Below are 15,971 nucleotides of genomic sequence, written 5' to 3' on the forward strand. Positions count from 1 at the left end.
TCATTGCGTGAGGCCGGTGCGCCGTCACCGTGCTGCGTGAGGGCTTCGGCCACTCCGCGCATGACCGAGGACATCCAGGTCCGAGGCAGCGCCCACGCCCCTGGAGGGCCACAAATGAAGACAAACGACTGGAGTCAGAACGTCCCCGATGGGGTCATCCGGTTGAGCGACGTCAAGGCGCGTCGACGCAGGGACGTCCTGCTGATGATGCGGCGCCGGGTCGCCATCACCGCGGCCGAGCACCGGTCGCACTCCCTCGACGACGCGACCGCCTTGTGGTCGCTGCAGCTGGAGCTCGAGCAGACGATCCAGGACGAGTTCCCGGACCTGCACGAGGAGCAGTTCGGACTCTGGGCCGTGGAGGAGCTCTCCTACGAGCACCCGCCGGGAGTCCTGACTCCCGGGTGCAGCCTGTGCGAGGCCATCGCGGCGGAGGTGCAGATCAACTTGGAGCTGCCCCAGGCAGCCTAAGACCGAACGACCAAGGGTGGGGTGAGCATTCGTGCTCACCCCACCCTTCTGGCGCTCACTGCGCCCACAGGCGGCACCGAGCGAGCCGGTAGTTCGCCCCAACCGTAGACCCACTTGACGGAACCTGTAGAGCTTCCGGCGTCTGCTTGCGGGCACCTCTGGTCGGCTCCTCGCGAGCTCTGCCCCTCGGCCACGGCTACGGCTCAGTTGCGCATCGAGTCGAGTTCGGTGTCGTCCTCGGCAGCGTGCGCGGACCGGTGCTCCCATGGGAACACCCAGCGAAACAGGCTCAGGCCGGGCTTGCGGCACCAGCAGTCCTCAGCGCAGCCGCAGCGCATCGCGCCGAGGTGCTCCGCGATCCTGTTGCCGGCTGCAATGAGGACGTAGGCCCCGATCAGGACGAGGACCGCGCGTCTCACGGCAGCACCGCGATCAGCTGGTCAGTGGTGGGTGTGCCACTGAGCCCTGTCGGTGTGGTGTAGACCCGGCAGGCGAGCCCCACGTGCTCGGTACCGGACGCGAACGGGTCGATGCCGTCGATGCGGATGCTTGGAGACCCCAAGAACCCCACCGCCTCTGCCTCCTCCACGGTCTCGACCCGGCGACGCTCCACGATGACGTCCTCGTGATCCGCGGCCCGAAGCGCTTCGGACAGCCGCCCGTCGGCGACCGTCCAGTTCGGGCATCCATCGAAGTACAACAACTCAACGCGCATCGGACGCTCCTCCTGGCCGGCGGGTTCGCTTCCTACTGTGCCACCGCCGTCACCAGTAGACGCCCCGATCGCGTCCAGGCAGTCGCCGTGGACGCGGTGATGTCTGGGCTGTCGGCGTGGTCCGCAGCGCCAGGTCCGCGTCCTTGCCGGGTGCATGCTCGGCGCGGCCCATCTCATGCGCGGTCGTCGTGGTGTCTACCGCGTGATGGCTGCTGTGGCGGCACCGTTGCGGCGTGCCAGGACCGCGGCGACCGGGTAGCCGGTGGCCAGGCCGAGAACGATGCCGATCTGCATGAGGAACCAGAACGACCCCTCCGAAGCGGGGGGCATGTACTCGTTGAAGTGCAGCAGCAGCATCCAGCCGGCCATGCCGATGTCGAACGCCAGCACGGTCAGCACCGCTGCGCCTGCTGCGGCGCCGACGCTCAACCCTGTCGCGGCGGTTCGCTCGAACGTGAACAGCAGCACGATGGCCAGTGCCCCGATGACCAGCAGCATGACCCACAGGTCGATGCCCGCGATGGTCAGGCCCGAGGCCAGGACCAGGGGCACTCCGACGAGGTGCGCAACGGCGCTGGCCGCCCCGCCGGGCAGGCTGACGCTCGCCGCCGACGCTGCGGAGTCGCGGTCGACGTGGCCGGTGCGGGCAGGAGCTCGACCGCTCTTGAAGTACAGCCATAGTGCTGCGGGTCCGAGGTAGAGACCAGAGCACACCCAGACGACCTCGGTGGCGACGGTGCGGTGCCGGCGTCCACGGCCGTAGATGTCGATGGCGATGAGAGCTGCGCTGAGCACCGCAAGGGCGATGAACGCCCAGGCGATGGGTGTGAGCCAGTCCGGGACGTTGTTGGTCATGTTCATATTCATCAGGGTTCCTTCGGTTGAGGGTTGGTGGCGGTTGGGGTGGGGTGTGGTCGGTTCTGCGCTCGAGCCCACAGCTCGTGCGGGTCGTCGCGAGCCCACACCGGTGGCGACGTGTGCCCCTCGAGGGCGAGCCCGATGGCTGTTGCTGCGGCCTGCTCGACTGAGCTAGGTCGGACGCTCCATGCCAGGCGCCGTGCGCCTGTGGTGTCCGCGAGATCTTGTAGTGCCTGGGCTACTCGGTGTGCGGTGTCGAGGTCCTTGAGGTCGGTCCAGACTTCGAGCGTTGATGACCCGTGGTCGTGCCGTATGTCCGCGACTCCGGCGGGCGAGCCGTCTATGGTGACGGTCCCGAAGCCGTCGTGGGGTAGACGCACCCCGTGCTCGTGGGCATGTGGAAGCTGGGCCGATGGTTTTGTGGAGCGGTGCAGGACCCGTCGGCCGCGTCGAACGGCCACTCGCGCGAACGGCAACAACATCGGGGCGAACGCAGAGAGCGTCGCCACCCGTGCCCGGCCGGCCACTCGCGTCGGCGGGCTAGGCGCCGTCTCGACCCATGTGGTGCGGGGGAGCCACCAGATGTCGTGGTCGGTCGGGACGCCGTCGTACGGGCGAAGCTGGTTGGCGGTCGCGCGTCGGGTGAAGCCGAGCTCGGTCAGCATCCGCCCCGGGGCTGGGTTGGTGACTGCTACGGGTGCGACGACGCCGTGGATGGTGGCCGGCAGCCCGACCACGTGGGTCAGGGCGGTGCGCCACGCCCACGCGCGTGCTGGTGCTGATGTGTTCGCGGACAACCAGATCGACAGCTCGGCGACACCGGTGCGGGGGTCGATGGCGAAGGAGATCTCGCCCAGGACATCTCCGCCACCGTTGACCAGGACGAGAGGGACCAGCCGCCCGGCGCGTGCCGCGGCCCGCTGAGCGGCAACCTTGTCGGCCCACGAGGTCAGCGACACCGACGCGTCCCAGTCCACGTCCGCAGACCCGATCGACGGCTGGAGGCGGTCGGCTTCGCGCAGACACGTGTGGCGCCAACTTGGGCCGTCCAGAAGCTGTGGCGGCCGCAGGACGAGATCGTGGTTCCCAAAGCGTCCTGTCGTGTGGACGGAGGCCGCTCGTGTGGACGCTGAGTCCAGGGTGAAGTCCTTCGGGGTCAGGGACCCGGGGCGTGGGTCGCAGGTCATGGCCATGGGTTCGCCGCGCATCCGTCCAGGCCCAGGGTCTGCTGGAGCATGACCGGTGCCTTGGCGCCAGGCGCAGGGCATGGTTGGTGGTTGAACCCGAGGGCGTGTCCGACCTCGTGGTTGATGACGTACTGGCGGTACTTGCCCAGGTTGTCGTAGGAGTCGACGCCCTGGACCCACCGTTTGCCGTTGATGACCACGTCGTTGCCGTTGCGACACGACACTTCACCCCGGGTGCGTAGCGGCGCGCACAGGCGATCGGTCGTCGCCGGGCTGGCCAGCACCACACGCAAAGCCGCGTCTGGGGTGCGACGGAACGAACGTTCGCCGGTGGCGGTCCAGCCCCGTCGGTCACCCAAGGTGGCGTCGACGGCGCGGGTGAACCGGCTGAGCTTCAGCCCAAGCCCGTCCTCAACTTCCACCCGGTACGTGATGACGGTGCCGGCCTCACCCACGCGCTCACCCGTGCTCGTGGCCGCGGTGAACGTGCCGTCGGCCGCCTTGGGGACGGTCGTGGGATCAGGGGCTGGCGTTGGCCTCGCCGCGGCTGGCTCTGGCGCCTTGGTGGCAGGTGTTGCGGGGGCTGGTGGTGTGCTGAGGGAGGGGGCGATCCGGGCGGCGGGGTCGGGACGTGGCGGTGCCGTCCGGCCTGCGACGCCGGCGGCCACCAGCAACGTCGCCGCAGCGAGTGCGGCCACGGCTACCGATAGCCGCCGAACCGTCAGCTCACTCTTGGTCGGGTGGCGCCGCCGAGCGCCGCTCACAGCATGGCCTTCCAGGTGGCCCCGTCGTCGGTGCTCTCGTAGATGCCGGTCGTGGTGGCGGCGTACCAGGCGTCGTCGTTGGCCGTCAGCGCTTGCGGCTGTCCGGGCAGCTCGCCGCGGCCCTTCCAGGTCTGACCGTCCACCGAGGACCACACGAGCCCGGCCGGCGAGATCCCGGCCAGCGTGGTGTCGCCGTCGATGTAGACCAGCGGCGGCGCAGTGCTGACTCGTTCGGTCTGACCGCCAATGACCTGCCCCAGTGTGTAGTTGGCGCCGGTGACCAAGACGCTGTCGTCTGGGCCGATTGCCACGTCAATGGCCGGCAGCTGCGCCAGCGGGGTGAAGGCGCGTCCGTTGTCGGTGGACTCGACAACGGTCTGAGTGACCGCGTCGTAGGCCACGACTCTGGTTCCGGTGGTGTCGATGGCGTGCAGGTCGGCCTGCCCGGTCAGGCTGATCGGGTCGAGGGTGCGGCCGGCGTCGCTGCTGGTGACCAGTCCCATCGGGTTGGTCGCGCCGGCGGTTGCGGGGTGTCCGCTGGCGGCGAACTGGTCGGGACCGGTGACGGTGAAGCCCATCAGGTCGTGCGGGGCCTGTTCGACCCGTTGGGGGTTGCCGTCGTCGAGGGTGAACAGGCCGTCGTGGGTCGCTATCCACAGCTCGCCGGTTGCTGGGTTGGGGCCGAGGCCGTGGACGTGCCCGAACGCTAGAGCGGTCGGGGCGTCTTGGGCTGGCTGCGAGCAGGCAGCTAGCAAGGTGAGCATCAGGGTCAGCGCTGTCGCGCCGACCCGAGCGGGAAGGTGTGTGTGAGTCATGGCGTCGTTGACCGTCCGACCCGCGCCCACACCCTGTTGCCAGGGTGAGCGCGGGCCGAGGTGTCGGCTCCTAGGAACCGAGCAGGTCCCGCATCGTGGCGATCTCGGCGGTTTGGTCCTTGCGGATCGTGCCCGCGAGCGCCTTCGCGTCGGCGTTCTTGCCGTCGCTCTGCTCAGCCTTGGCCATCTGGACCGCACCCTCGTGGTGCGCCAGCATCATGGTCAAGAACATCTGGTCGAACCCCGCGCCGGAGGACGCTTCGAGCTCGGCCAGCTGGTCGTCGCTCATCATGCCCGGCATCGAGCTGGAGTCGCCACCCATGTTCGAGTGGTCCATCCCGCCCATGTCGTCGCCCTCGGCGGGGACGTCCTTGCCCCACTTGTTCAACCAGCCGGTCATCGTGTCGATCTCCGGGCCTTGGGCGGCCTCGATGTCCGCGGCAAGCTCCAGCACTGCGGCGGTGTCGGTGCGGGTCTTGGCCAACGCTGCCATCTCGGTGGCCTGGCGGTGGTGCGGGATCATGTCCTGGGCGAACGAGACGTCCGCCTTGTTGAAGTCGGCATCGGCCGACGAGTCGTCACTGCTGGAACAGGCGGTCAGGGCTGCTGCCGCCACGGCGACCAGGGTCGCCACCTTCATTCGGGTACGCACGAGCTGTTCTCCTTGGGGTCTGCTCGACAGGGGTCGCTTGAACGGCGTGAACCCGCAGGATCACGCCGAAAGCTGCCTGTCAGCAGCGGATGACAGTGGTGCGTTGTCGCGCCGTCATGGCCTCGAACGCACTGCGTAGCGTTCCTAGCCGTACCGATGTCGGCGGCGGGCGCTGCCACAGCACCCACCGGAACACCCCACGGGGCCACCCGATCAACGCGACGAACGAGACCAGCAGAGCCAGGCACATCGCCATCAAGCCGCTGCAGTCGGCCATGCCGCCCTCGGTGCCTTGACCCATCGGATCGCCGCCGTCCGGAGCGGCCACCATGGCCACCTGTGCGACGTCGGAGTGATGCGCCGGCGTCGCCGACGAAGCCATCTGGGCGTGAGCGTCGTGCCCGCCACCGGACGCCGGCTCGAGCAGAAGGCTGTGCATCAACACGATGCCCAGGATCAGCGCAGGCGCCAGCAGCGCCATCAGCCACCGGGGGCCGACGGACGCTCTCACGCGTGCAACGGTGTACGACATCAGCCTCATCCTACGGACCCGCGCTCCAACCGGCCCGACAGAACGAGAACAGGCCATCGTGGTCTCGAACACTCGCCACCAGAGACCTATACCCCCCGGGGGTATGCTTGAGTGACCAGACAAAGGGCTCAGGAGGACGCGATGGACCAGCACGGCACACACCACCACCACGACATGGACCACACCGGCCACGGCGACGCGGGGCACAGCGGTCATGGGGGTGGCGTGAACTCGATGGCGGCCAGCGCGACACTGCACTGCCTGACCGGGTGCGCCATCGGAGAGATCCTTGGTCTGATGATCGGGACCGCGGCGGGCCTGTCCAACGGCGTCACCATCGTCATCTCGGTGGCGCTGGCGTTCGTGTTCGGCTTCTCGCTGTCCTCGCTGCCGCTGGTGAAGGCCGGCCTGGGAGTGGGTGCTGCGTTGAGCGTGGTGCTGGCCGCGGACACGCTGTCCATCGCGACGATGGAAGTCGTGGACAACCTGGTCATGGCTGTCATCCCCGGCGCCATGGACGCCGGGTTGGTCAACGTGCTGTTCTGGGTGGGGATGATGATCTCGCTCACGGTGGCGTTCTTCGCCGCCTACCCGGTCAACCGGTACCTGCTCCAGCGAGGCAAGGGCCACGCTCTGACGCACGAGTACCACCAGGCCGCCCCCGCGGCTACCGGGTTCCGGCGCTTCATCCCGTCCATCCCGACCAACGCCCTGGTCGCGGTCATCGTCGCCTTCATGCTCGGCGGACTCGTCGTGTCGATCGCTGACGACCTCGGAGCGGGAAATGACTCGCACTCGGCCGCAAGTGCCGGACTGCTCGACCGCTGAACCACCAAGGCGTCCGCCCGTCGGCGCCTTGACCTTACCCGGAGCTCACCAGACTGCGCTATCATCGCCGCATGACGATGACATTGGATACAGCCGCTGCGACAGCCGAAGAGCCTCTGACCGCTGCTGCGTGCCTCTTTCACGGGTTCAGTGACCGCTCGCGCCTGGTGATCTTGCAGCACCTGTTGTCCGGCGAGCACCGGGTAGTTGAGCTGACCGAGCACCTGGGCCTGGCCCAGTCGACCGTCTCCAAGCACCTTGCTTGCCTGAAGGAGTGCGGTCTTGTCACCTCCCGACCGCAAGGCCGAGCGTCGGTGTTCAGCGTCACCCACCCAGAAGCGACGACCCAGCTGCTGGCAGCGGCCGAGACGTTGCTGGACCTGACCGGCTTCGCCGTCACCCTGTGCCCGACCTACGGAGTCAACCGATGAGCACCCTCGATCTGGCAACCAAGCAGCGCCTCGGACGTCGCGCCAAGATGTTTGCCGGCCTGTCTGTGACGTACAACGTCGTCGAGGCCGTCATTGCCATCACCGCTGGCGTCGTGGCCGGTTCCGTGGCGCTGGTCGGGTTCGGCCTGGACTCGGTCGTGGAGGTCTCAAGCGGCTTGATCATCTTGTGGCAGTTCTCCCACCGAATCCCGGAGTCCCGCGAGCAGCAGGCGCTGCGACTGTTGGCGTTCTCGTTCTTCGCCCTGGCCGCCTACGTCGGGTTCGAGTCCATCCGCAGCCTGCTGACCGGCGCCGAGTCCGACCCATCGACCGTGGGCATCGTCCTGGCAGCGGTGTCGCTGGTCGTGATGCCGTTCATCTCTTACGCGCAGCGCCGCACCGGCAAGGCCCTCGGCTCGAACGCGGTCGTCGCCGACGGCACCCAGACCCTGCTGTGCACGTACCTGTCCGCGGTGCTCCTGGTCGGTCTGGTCCTCAACGCCACGCTGGGCTGGTCGTGGGCTGATCCCATCGCCGGGCTCATCATCGCCGGCGTCGCCGTGCGTGAAGGACTCGAGGCATGGCGCGGCGACGGCTGCTGCTCACCCATCAGCCGAGACAGCGACGACAACGCCGGATGCGGCTGCACCGACTGCCAGGACCACTGCTGCGCACCGGCCGCCGAACCCCAGGTCCTGCAGCTCGGCACAGACAGCAAGCCCTGATGGGATCCGGGCATAGCCACGGGCCCCCGGCAGGACACGCCGGAGCCCGCTACCGCGGCAAGCTGGCCATCGCCTTCGGCCTCATCGCAACGTTCTTCGTCGTCGAGCTCGTCTACGGCCTGCTCGCGGACTCACTGGCCCTGATCTCCGATGCCGGCCACATGGCAGCCGACGTCGTCGCCCTAGGCGCGGCATTGGCCGCGACCAAGATCGCGACCCGCAAGGACACGACCGGCCGCCGCTCGTTCGGGTCCTACCGGGCCGAGGTCTTCGCGTCCGGCCTGACCGTCCTGCTGATGCTGGCAGTGTCGGTCTACGTGGTCATCGAGGCCATCAGCCGCATCGGCAGCGACCCCGACGTTTCCTCGGGGCCCATGGTCGTGGTCGGCGGGCTCGGTTTAGTCGTCAACATCGTCGTGATGCTCCTGCTGCGGGCCGGGTCCAAGGAGAGCCTGAACGTCAAGGGCGCCTACTTCGAGGTCGTCGCCGACACCGCCGGGTCCGTCGGCGTCGTCGCCGCCGGCATCCTCATCGCGACCACCGGGCAGGCATGGTGGGACACGGTCGTCGCCGTGGCCATCGGCGCGTTCGTCGCCGTCCGCGCCGTCATCCTCGGCCGGCAGGTCCTGGCCGTCCTGGGCCAGCACGTCCCAGAAGGGATGGCCATCGACGCCGTCGCTGACGACCTGGCCGCCATCCCCGGAGTCACCAACGTCCACGACCTGCACATCTGGGTCCTCACGTCGGGCATGAACGTGGCCACCGCCCACCTCGTCGCCGACGACACCGACGAGTTCCCCCGCATCCTCGAACACGCCCGCACCACGTTGAAGACCACCTACGCCATCGAGCACGCCACCCTCCAGGTCGAACGCACCGCAGCACGCGAGTGCCACGAGATCGACTGGTGACCCACACCCAGGAACGAGACGACCGATGAAGAGCATGACCAGACAGACCAAGATCGCGATCCTGTTCGGGCTCATCGCAGTAGCCCTGTTCGGCGGGGCGTTCGTGTACCAGAACCTCGCCGGCACCGAACCCGCCGACGCCACTGAACGCGAGAACATCACCGTTCGCGCTGACAGTCACCGTCTCGACACCGCCGACGACGGCAAGGTCACGCTCGTGGAGTTCCTCGATTTCGAGTGCGAGGCCTGCCGTGCCGCGTACCCGTTCGTCGAGCAGCTTCGCGAGCAGTACGACGGCCAGGTCACGTTCGTCCTGCGCTACTTCCCGATCCCAAGTCACACGAACGCGAACAACGCCGCGTATGCGGTGGAGTCCGCCGCCCGTCAGGGCAAGCTCGAGGACATGTACAAGCGGATGTACGACACCCAGGCCGAGTGGGGCGAGTCCCAAGACTCCAAGGCCGACCTGTTCCGCAGCTACGCCCAGGAGCTCGGCCTCGACATGGCTCAGTACGACGCCGACGTCGCCAGCCGCGATGTCGCAGCGCGCGTTGCCAAGGACGTGGCAGACGGGGAGCGGCTCGGCGTCACCGGTACACCGTCGTTCTTCCTCAACGGCGAACCCCTGACCCCGTCCACGACCGACGAGTTCATCGACGCCATCGACGGCGCCCTCGCGAAGTAGGACACCGGTGAACCTTCTTACAGGTCGCACCGCTGCCCCGGCGCACGTCGGTTCATGCGTGAACGCATGAGCATGAGCCGTCCGGACGCGACCGCGTCATCGCTCGAGCGCGCGGTCCATGCCGCCGAGAAGCACCAGATCGCCCTGTACCTGGTTGCCATCGCAGCAGCAGTCGCCTTTGGACTCGCCGCACCCGAAGGTGCGGGGGCGTCCTTGGAGCACGCGATCGAACCGGTGCTTGCTGCGCTGCTGTTCGCGACGTTCCTGCAGGTCCCGTTCCTGGACATGGCTGCCAGCTTCCGCGACGTCCGCCTCCTCGGGGCCGTGCTCGGTCTGAACTTCCTCGCCGGGCCTCTGGTCGTGTGGGGTCTGATCCAGTTCCTGGGCGACGACCAGGCCGTGCTGGTCGGGGTCCTGCTGGTCCTGCTGACCCCGTGCATCGACTACGTCATCGTGTTCTCCGGCTTGGCCGGGGGAGCGGAGGACCGCCTTGTCGCCGCGGCACCGCTGCTGATGCTCCTGCAGCTGGTGCTGCTGCCTGTCTACCTGTACCTGTTCGTCGGGTCCGACCTGGCCGACATCGTCGAGCCCGGACCGTTCCTGCACGCGTTCATCGTGCTGATCGCCATCCCACTGGGGCTGGCGGCGCTCACCCAAGCGCTGTCCAGGCGGTTCGCAGCTGCCAAGGCCGTGGAAGCACTGATGGCTGTGGCGTTGACCGGGTTCGAGCAGACGCGCTCGGTCGCAGCAGCCATCGCAGGCGACCACGAAGCCGCCGCCCGAGTCGAGCTCACCCTGCCCGACACCGGCGTCTGCGGTGGTGCAGGGACGTTCGACGACCAAGCTGCGGCCGACGGCGGCTGCTGCGGTGCGCCGGCCGCACCCGAACTCATCACGCTGGGTCGACCCAGCCTGTGACACCCACAGCCCGCAGCTCGGCGACATCGCGCGACCACGAGCACTTCGGACGCATCGCCGGCCTCATGACCTCGTCACGGCGGCGGTGCTCGAGGCGTTGGCCGAGTGCGGGCCGATGACCGCCGCGCAGATAGCGGACTGCTGGAAGGACCGGGACCCTTCCTTGCGACCGCTGGTCGTCCAGGCGTTGCCGTCCATGGTGTCGCAAAGCCTGTGGAAGCTGGACAACCTGGACCTGGTGCGTGCGGTCGACAAGGTCGTTGCCATCACCGCACTGGGACGCCAGCATCTGGGCGAGGAAGGTGGACACGATGGCACCAGCGGCTGAAGACGTTGTGGTGGTGCCGATGACCGTGCAGGACTGGCCACACGTCGAGCGCATCTGCTCTGCTGGCATCGAAGCGGGCCATGCGACGTTCGAGTCGACAGCACCCACATGGGAGCAGTTCGACAGCTCCCGGCTGGTCGACCACCGCCTCGTCGCCGTGGCACCTGACGGGACGGTCGTGGGCTGGGCCGCGTGCGTGGCTGTGTCCGCACGTGCGGTGTACGCCGGCGTGGTCGAGCACTCGGTCTACGTCGCACTTGGTGTCCGCGGTACCGGCATCGGAGGGCTGCTGCTCGGCGCGCTCACGACCTCGACCGAACAAGCCGGCATCTGGACGATCCAGTCCAGTATCTTCACCGAGAACACCGCCAGCCTCAAGCTCCACGAACGCCATGGGTTCCGGACCATCGGCATCCGCGAACGCGTCGCCAAAGCCACCGTCGGCCCGGCGGCCGGACGCTGGCGCGACACGGTCCTGGTCGAACGCCGAAGCTCAGTCACGGGCAGCGACTGAACGTAGTGCCGCGTGCATCCAGCGCGAAGCTGCTGCCGAGACGTGAGGTGCGTCAACTGCAGGCCTCTGGATCCGCGAGCGGCACAGGAGCAGACTGAACGCATGAGCGTTGTCCCGCGCAGAAGTGGCGCAGAACTGGCCAAGAACGACGCCATCGGCGAGGCGATCGTCCGTGCGGTGGAAAAGGCCCACTTCGGCGACATCCTCGCTGCGAGGGGCATCACGACCGTCGCGTTAGACGAGGACGGACGCATGGTCGAGTACCGGCCCGATGGCGGCACCACCGTCCTGAGCTGAGTCCGTGTCCACTGAGTCTGTCGGTGGCCGGAGCCACGATGGAACGGTGACCGACCCGACTGAGAAGTGGCACCAAGCGTTTCGTGACTTCCAGGCGCGTCTGCTTGAGTCCGGTGCACTGGACCTCGAAGCGCTGCGGTCCCGTCGGGACGACTCCAGCATCGCCACCACCGCAGCCTGGGCGCGGAGCCAAGGAAGCGCCGTCTTGGTCCTCGTTGACGCCGGTGGTCCCGTCTACCCGGCTTTCCAGTTCACGGATACCGGCGACCTACGACCCGAACTGTCTCCACACGTAGCCCTCCTCCGGGACGCTGGACTGTCGCCATGGATGACCTGGGCTTGGCTCACTGAACCCGCCGCTCTGCTGTCCGGCCACATCCCGGAGCAGGTGCTGGTCTCCGACCCGCGCCGTGGCGGTCGAGCGGTCCAGCGGCGCGCAGATCGACATCGCGCCGTGGGGTGAGCGGTACCTACCCTCGCGACGGTCCGCACTTGAGGGCTCCCCCTTCCAGACCTGGGCGTGGACGAGCCACCGTCGCTCGGTCGAGGCACGACATTGAAGCGACGGATTCCCGTGGCTTACAAGAGGTTCTTCACATCCCCGGCAACGGCAAGCTCCAAGCCCCGTGCAGCAGCGGGTGCCGCCCTGACGGCTTGTCGGACTGGACCTAGCAACTCTTCCTACTCCAGTAGCTCAGCGGCGGACAGCAAGCCGTCGTCCGACCGGTGGGCGCAGTGACTCGGCCGCACAAACTCGGCTGATGCTCCAGCGCAGAGTTCGTCCGCTTTCGGCCGTGCGCGATTGAGAAGCGTCAGACGTCCGGGACGAGTCCGGTCATGAACGAATTCCCCGGAGAGCTCACACCCACCCCTGGCGCAGGCCCCGTTCCGTCTGGAGGGAGGGTTCCGAACGAAGTAAGCCGGATGGTGACGGCGTACAAGCCGCGACTGCTTGACGCAGCAGCCTGGGCCCTCGCAGGCGAGATCGTCCGCGACTGTGTCCTGGCCGCGAAACCGCAGACGGTCAACGCGGCTCGTCTTCAGCTGCAGAACCTCGTCGGGTATCTGGCGGGCCCATCTGAATGGGACCGATCCACGACTCCAGACCTGTCCGTGCTGCTGACGGAGGGCCGTATCCGTGACGCGTACTCCGACCCCAGCCTCGGCGCGAAGTCCACCCGACGCGCGCGCATCGAGTCCCTGGGCACGTCTGCGCGCGCCATCGGCGTGCGTGAGAAGCTCGCTCCGAAGCGAGCCGTCCTAGACCTGACAGCGACCAGCCCGACCTTCGATTTCCCACCGGTCCCGAACGCGCCTCAGGCACAGGCCGCCACCAAGGTCCGCCAGCGCATCAAGCAGTACACGCCTCGTCGGCTCGACGGGGCGAAGTGGAAGCTGGCCGGACCGGCGGTATGGACTCTGGTGACCGCTTCGATGCCGACGACCATCGACGCCGTTGATCAACGTGTCAGCGCGTTGGTGGGTTTCCTATGCGACGTCCGCGTTTGGAGCGGCACGACTACCCCGGTCCTGGACGAGCTGGTGACGGTCAAGAACATCACAGCCCACATCCAACGGACGCCGTTCAAGAGCCAGCACGCGAAAGCCCACCACCAGAAGACTTTGCTCGCGCTAGGGCGCGCCCAAGGAACCGTCCCGGTCGACGCCCCGCTTCGCAGCCGGTCGAAGGTCTACGACCCGTTCCTGGCATCGCTCGTGATGCTCCCGGTGCCGGTCAGTTCCCTCGCAGCGGCGCGGCGCCTGGCCGAGCCACCGCTGGTCGGGAAGTTCACGTTGGACTACATCGCGCAGAACATCGCCGAAGCCCGAGATGTCACTGCACAGGGCATGGCGGGCAGCACGGTCTGGGGTGCCGACGCTCTGGTGGCGTTGGCCGAGGTAAGCGACCATCCCCTGGGGGTAACCGTGACCACCTCCTCCGCAGCCGGATCCTCTCCGGTCTCGAAGGCACCCAAGTCCCGCCGTGCACTTCTCGCCGCGGCCACCGACGCCCACGCACGTGCCACGCGGGCAGCGACCGTCGAGGAAGAAGGAACGCGCGCCGTTCTTCCCGATTCGTCTGCCGTCAGCGACGACGTACGTGCGGCGGTCGCCAGGTACGTCCCGCTCTTCAAGGCACAGCGCGGCGTGTGGGACACCAACCGCGACGTGGCCGAGCGCCTCGTCTACGCCTACCAGCCCAGCAGCTCCCGCAACGCCCAGAACATCTGCGCGAACGTGAGCCCGTTCCTCTACTGGCACGCCACCCGCGGCAGCCGCGACCCGAAGCGCCCACTCGACCTGAACGGCATGTTCGAGTCCGACACCATCGAGGCCTACCTGGCTGCGTCGTCGTGGTCCGACGCGTCCCGGAGCGGCGCCCGGTCAGTGCTTCGACGCATCAACAAGAAGCTTCACCCGCACCGCGCACCCGTCTCGTTGTCCCACCAGGAGGTTGGCGCCCCCTACACGCAGGCCGAGTGCGAGGAGTTCGTCCGGTTGGCATGGCACCAGCCAAGCCTGCAGTCCCAACGCAGGCTCGCGTTCGTCTTCGCGCTCGCACTCGGCGCCGGGCTGGACGCCCAGGACCTGCGCGGGGTGCGTCGCTGCCACATCAGCACCGTCATGGTGGCCGGCACCCAGATCACCGTCGTCACCGTCGCCGGTAGCGGCAACCGGTCACGCACCGTTCCCGTGCGGACCGCCTACGTGCCGCTGCTGGAACGCGCTCTCGCAGCCCACGATGCGCATGGCCTCAGCGGCGACGCGCTGGTGGTGTCGGACGTCGCCACCACCATCAACATGGTCTCGCGAGTGGTGGGTCGCGCGAAGGCCGAGGGCAAGACCTACACGATCAAGACCGCCAGGCTCCGGCACACCTGGCTGGTCGCTGTCATGAGCTCACCTGTCGCACTCGCCGACCTTCTCCAAGCCGCGGGCCTGCGCTCGGCACGCACGCTCACCGACCTGCTCCAGTACTGCCCACCGGCCGATCACGATGATGTGGCGCTCGCGCTGGGATCCTCCCGGCCAACTCCGACGGCCTGCAGGAGACCGTCGACGTCATCGAGGCGCGCCACCTCACACCCAACCCCATCGCCGAGATCCTTTCGGACCGAGCGTTCTCCTTCTCCGTCGTCGAGAACTGGGCCAAGGTCCTGTCGGACCTAGGCGTCATGCAGGTCATGGACATGCACGACAACGACCGTGGCGCTCGCCCCCACCCGACGGACGGCTACGTCATGATCGACGGCTGGCCGCACGCCGCGTCCATCCCTGACCACCTGGTACGAATCGCCCGACCGACCAACCTCTCCGTGGGACCGGCACGGAAGAACGCCACGAAGCGCAAGAAGGCCAAGCGCGCGGCGCTCGTCGCTGAGGTCACGAAGTTCCGCGCACTCATTGCCGAGCGCGCCACCTACCGCTTCGAGCGCCACGGCAAGACTGCCGGCGGCAACTACCGGTACGAGTCGCCCGCCAGAGCGGGAAAGCTCCGCTGCGCCGGCTACCCCGAGTCGCTCCACCTGCCCGCCGACACACCCGAGTGCGTCCACCCCGCCGGGCAGCCCATTCCCAAGGCCTGTCGTCAGAGGACCATCACGGTCTCGGAGAACGTCGGTCTCAAGCTTCGCCAGGAGCTGTACTGGGGCTCCGACGAGTGGATCGAGTCCTACGCCCGGCGCAGCCGCGTGGAGTCGAGCTTCGGCCTGCTCAAGGCATCAGACGGCGGCGGCATCAAGCGCGGCTGGACCCTCCACACCGGACTCATCCGCACCACGCTGCTCCTCGCCCTCCAAGTCACGGCCTCCAACCTCAGGGTCCTGCTGAGCTGGGCCAAGCGCAACGGATGGACGGCCGACCCACTCACCAAGGTGGACCTCACGGACCACGGCTTCATCGAAGCCGGAGCTGACGGCCTGCCCCTCACCGAAGCGACCACCGGCCCTCCCCGCGAGGACCAAACAGCCGCCTGAACGCGGCGACCACCTGCACAACCTGACGACCCGCACGACCCAGCCCGACGGCCCTTGGCCCGAGGGCTACACGTGTTGCTGAGCAAAGGCTAGGGACCGAGACGAGCCCGCTCTCGACGCAATCGCACGGGCCAACACAGCGACTGCCGGCGCCAACCAGTGCCAAGAAGCTCCCGAAAGCACGAAACTCCGCCCAGATCAACATCTGGGGCGGAGTTTCGTCACTTACTAGGGCACAGTTGTGTAAGTACCCCTCGGCGGTGGCGGTGGGATTTGAACCCACGGTGGGTTTGACCCCACACATCATTTCGAGTGATGCACCTTCGGCCGCTCGGACACGCCACCGCGGGGTACCTTACCGGA

Annotated in this window: 20 protein-coding genes and 1 tRNA gene; 12 read left to right on the forward strand and 9 right to left on the reverse strand. The window is 67.8% G+C overall.

Features of this window, described 5'->3' with window-relative positions:
- The first annotated feature begins 162 nt into the window (after positions 1-162).
- On the forward strand, positions 163-471 hold the full coding sequence (locus NBW76_RS00580) for a hypothetical protein (RefSeq protein ID WP_156364625.1): 309 nt from the start codon (positions 163-165) through the stop codon (positions 469-471).
- Between the two features lie 203 nt (positions 472-674).
- On the opposite strand, the gene NBW76_RS00585 is transcribed toward NBW76_RS00580, so the two are convergent.
- From NBW76_RS00585 to NBW76_RS00620, 8 genes are all read right to left on the reverse strand, one after another.
- Positions 675-890, reverse strand: coding sequence for a hypothetical protein (locus tag NBW76_RS00585; protein WP_055961295.1), 216 nt, complete (start codon positions 888-890; stop codon positions 675-677).
- Entirely contained in the window at positions 887-1,186 is a 300-nt protein-coding gene (locus NBW76_RS00590; RefSeq protein ID WP_055961297.1) for a hypothetical protein, read from the reverse strand. Before NBW76_RS00590 ends, NBW76_RS00585 begins: the two co-directional genes overlap by 4 nt.
- A 195-nt stretch (positions 1,187-1,381) precedes the next feature.
- Positions 1,382-2,041: a DUF4396 domain-containing protein gene (locus NBW76_RS00595; protein ID WP_055965983.1), complete on the reverse strand. Its 660-nt coding sequence runs from the start codon at positions 2,039-2,041 to the stop codon at positions 1,382-1,384.
- An 11-nt stretch (positions 2,042-2,052) separates the two neighbouring features.
- Positions 2,053-3,021: a GNAT family N-acetyltransferase gene (locus tag NBW76_RS00600; protein WP_156364626.1), complete on the reverse strand. Its 969-nt coding sequence runs from the start codon at positions 3,019-3,021 to the stop codon at positions 2,053-2,055.
- 206 nt (positions 3,022-3,227) lie between these two features.
- Entirely contained in the window at positions 3,228-3,995 is a 768-nt protein-coding gene (locus NBW76_RS00605; protein WP_308200642.1) for a DUF3152 domain-containing protein, read from the reverse strand.
- Positions 3,992-4,810 carry an exo-alpha-sialidase gene (locus NBW76_RS00610; RefSeq protein WP_156364627.1) on the reverse strand — a complete coding sequence of 273 codons (819 nt, stop codon included), beginning with the start codon at positions 4,808-4,810 and terminating at the stop codon, positions 3,992-3,994. Before NBW76_RS00610 ends, NBW76_RS00605 begins: the two co-directional genes overlap by 4 nt.
- Positions 4,811-4,880: 70 nt before the next feature.
- Entirely contained in the window at positions 4,881-5,462 is a 582-nt protein-coding gene (locus NBW76_RS00615) for a DUF305 domain-containing protein (protein ID WP_235499084.1), read from the reverse strand.
- 79 nt (positions 5,463-5,541) lie between these two features.
- Positions 5,542-5,994, reverse strand: coding sequence for a hypothetical protein (locus NBW76_RS00620; protein ID WP_156364628.1), 453 nt, complete (start codon positions 5,992-5,994; stop codon positions 5,542-5,544).
- 141 nt (positions 5,995-6,135) lie between these two features.
- On the opposite strand from NBW76_RS00620, the gene NBW76_RS00625 reads away from it, so the two are divergent.
- From NBW76_RS00625 to NBW76_RS00675, 11 genes are all read left to right on the forward strand, one after another.
- A complete protein-coding gene (locus NBW76_RS00625) occupies positions 6,136-6,822 on the forward strand; it encodes a DUF4396 domain-containing protein (RefSeq protein WP_235492840.1) in 687 nt (228 codons plus the stop codon).
- 71 nt (positions 6,823-6,893) lie between these two features.
- Positions 6,894-7,253: a helix-turn-helix transcriptional regulator gene (locus NBW76_RS00630; protein ID WP_055961309.1), complete on the forward strand. Its 360-nt coding sequence runs from the start codon at positions 6,894-6,896 to the stop codon at positions 7,251-7,253.
- Positions 7,250-7,978, forward strand: a complete 729-nt coding sequence (locus tag NBW76_RS00635) for a cation diffusion facilitator family transporter (protein ID WP_056551958.1) — start codon at positions 7,250-7,252, stop codon at positions 7,976-7,978. Before NBW76_RS00630 ends, NBW76_RS00635 begins: the two co-directional genes overlap by 4 nt.
- The gene (locus tag NBW76_RS00640) at positions 7,978-8,889 is read left to right on the forward strand and encodes a cation diffusion facilitator family transporter (protein WP_055961315.1); all 912 of its coding nucleotides are present in this window, start codon (positions 7,978-7,980) and stop codon (positions 8,887-8,889) included. The genes NBW76_RS00635 and NBW76_RS00640 overlap by 1 nt, the downstream gene beginning before the upstream one ends.
- Positions 8,890-8,923: 34 nt before the next feature.
- Complete coding sequence (locus NBW76_RS00645) at positions 8,924-9,574, forward strand: thioredoxin domain-containing protein (RefSeq protein WP_056552125.1); 651 nt, start codon at positions 8,924-8,926, stop codon at positions 9,572-9,574.
- A 66-nt stretch (positions 9,575-9,640) separates the two neighbouring features.
- Positions 9,641-10,492: a hypothetical protein gene (locus tag NBW76_RS00650; RefSeq protein ID WP_056551961.1), complete on the forward strand. Its 852-nt coding sequence runs from the start codon at positions 9,641-9,643 to the stop codon at positions 10,490-10,492.
- Between the two features lie 115 nt (positions 10,493-10,607).
- A complete protein-coding gene (locus NBW76_RS00655; protein WP_156364630.1) occupies positions 10,608-10,820 on the forward strand; it encodes a hypothetical protein in 213 nt (70 codons plus the stop codon).
- 19 nt (positions 10,821-10,839) lie between these two features.
- Positions 10,840-11,334: a GNAT family N-acetyltransferase gene (locus NBW76_RS00660; RefSeq protein ID WP_056552128.1), complete on the forward strand. Its 495-nt coding sequence runs from the start codon at positions 10,840-10,842 to the stop codon at positions 11,332-11,334.
- A gap of 102 nt (positions 11,335-11,436) precedes the next feature.
- Complete coding sequence (locus tag NBW76_RS00665; protein WP_055961325.1) at positions 11,437-11,631, forward strand: hypothetical protein; 195 nt, start codon at positions 11,437-11,439, stop codon at positions 11,629-11,631.
- Positions 11,632-12,555: 924 nt separating this feature from the next.
- Positions 12,556-14,802 (forward strand): site-specific integrase, encoded by a 2,247-nt coding sequence (locus NBW76_RS00670; RefSeq protein WP_056551966.1) that lies wholly within the window; start codon positions 12,556-12,558, stop codon positions 14,800-14,802.
- 5 nt (positions 14,803-14,807) lie between these two features.
- Positions 14,808-15,608, forward strand: a complete 801-nt coding sequence (locus NBW76_RS00675; protein WP_056551969.1) for a hypothetical protein — start codon at positions 14,808-14,810, stop codon at positions 15,606-15,608.
- A gap of 258 nt (positions 15,609-15,866) precedes the next feature.
- On the opposite strand, the gene NBW76_RS00680 is transcribed toward NBW76_RS00675, so the two are convergent.
- Positions 15,867-15,953 (reverse strand) — tRNA-Ser (locus NBW76_RS00680).
- Between the last annotated feature and the right edge of the window lie 18 nt (positions 15,954-15,971).

It is taken from the genome of Aeromicrobium sp. Leaf245, assembly GCF_942548115.1.
Lineage (GTDB): Bacteria > Actinomycetota > Actinomycetes > Propionibacteriales > Nocardioidaceae > Aeromicrobium.

What these genes read in the sequence shown, in the direction of transcription:
- NBW76_RS00590 (WP_055961297.1), bottom strand. Translation starts at nt 1,186, where the DNA reads ATGCGCGTTGAGTTGTTGTACTTCGATGGATGCCCGAACTGGACGGTC.
- NBW76_RS00595 (WP_055965983.1), bottom strand. Translation starts at nt 2,041, where the DNA reads ATGACCAACAACGTCCCGGACTGGCTCACACCCATCGCCTGGGCGTTC.
- NBW76_RS00610 (WP_156364627.1), bottom strand. Translation starts at nt 4,810, where the DNA reads ATGACTCACACACACCTTCCCGCTCGGGTCGGCGCGACAGCGCTGACC.
- NBW76_RS00620 (WP_156364628.1), bottom strand. Translation starts at nt 5,994, where the DNA reads ATGTCGTACACCGTTGCACGCGTGAGAGCGTCCGTCGGCCCCCGGTGG.
- NBW76_RS00625 (WP_235492840.1), top strand. Translation starts at nt 6,136, where the DNA reads ATGGACCAGCACGGCACACACCACCACCACGACATGGACCACACCGGC.
- NBW76_RS00630 (WP_055961309.1), top strand. Translation starts at nt 6,894, where the DNA reads ATGACGATGACATTGGATACAGCCGCTGCGACAGCCGAAGAGCCTCTG.
- NBW76_RS00635 (WP_056551958.1), top strand. Translation starts at nt 7,250, where the DNA reads ATGAGCACCCTCGATCTGGCAACCAAGCAGCGCCTCGGACGTCGCGCC.
- NBW76_RS00640 (WP_055961315.1), top strand. Translation starts at nt 7,978, where the DNA reads ATGGGATCCGGGCATAGCCACGGGCCCCCGGCAGGACACGCCGGAGCC.
- NBW76_RS00645 (WP_056552125.1), top strand. Translation starts at nt 8,924, where the DNA reads ATGACCAGACAGACCAAGATCGCGATCCTGTTCGGGCTCATCGCAGTA.
- NBW76_RS00650 (WP_056551961.1), top strand. Translation starts at nt 9,641, where the DNA reads ATGAGCATGAGCCGTCCGGACGCGACCGCGTCATCGCTCGAGCGCGCG.
- NBW76_RS00655 (WP_156364630.1), top strand. Translation starts at nt 10,608, where the DNA reads ATGACCGCCGCGCAGATAGCGGACTGCTGGAAGGACCGGGACCCTTCC.
- NBW76_RS00660 (WP_056552128.1), top strand. Translation starts at nt 10,840, where the DNA reads ATGACCGTGCAGGACTGGCCACACGTCGAGCGCATCTGCTCTGCTGGC.
- NBW76_RS00665 (WP_055961325.1), top strand. Translation starts at nt 11,437, where the DNA reads ATGAGCGTTGTCCCGCGCAGAAGTGGCGCAGAACTGGCCAAGAACGAC.
- NBW76_RS00670 (WP_056551966.1), top strand. Translation starts at nt 12,556, where the DNA reads ATGGTGACGGCGTACAAGCCGCGACTGCTTGACGCAGCAGCCTGGGCC.
- NBW76_RS00675 (WP_056551969.1), top strand. Translation starts at nt 14,808, where the DNA reads ATGCAGGTCATGGACATGCACGACAACGACCGTGGCGCTCGCCCCCAC.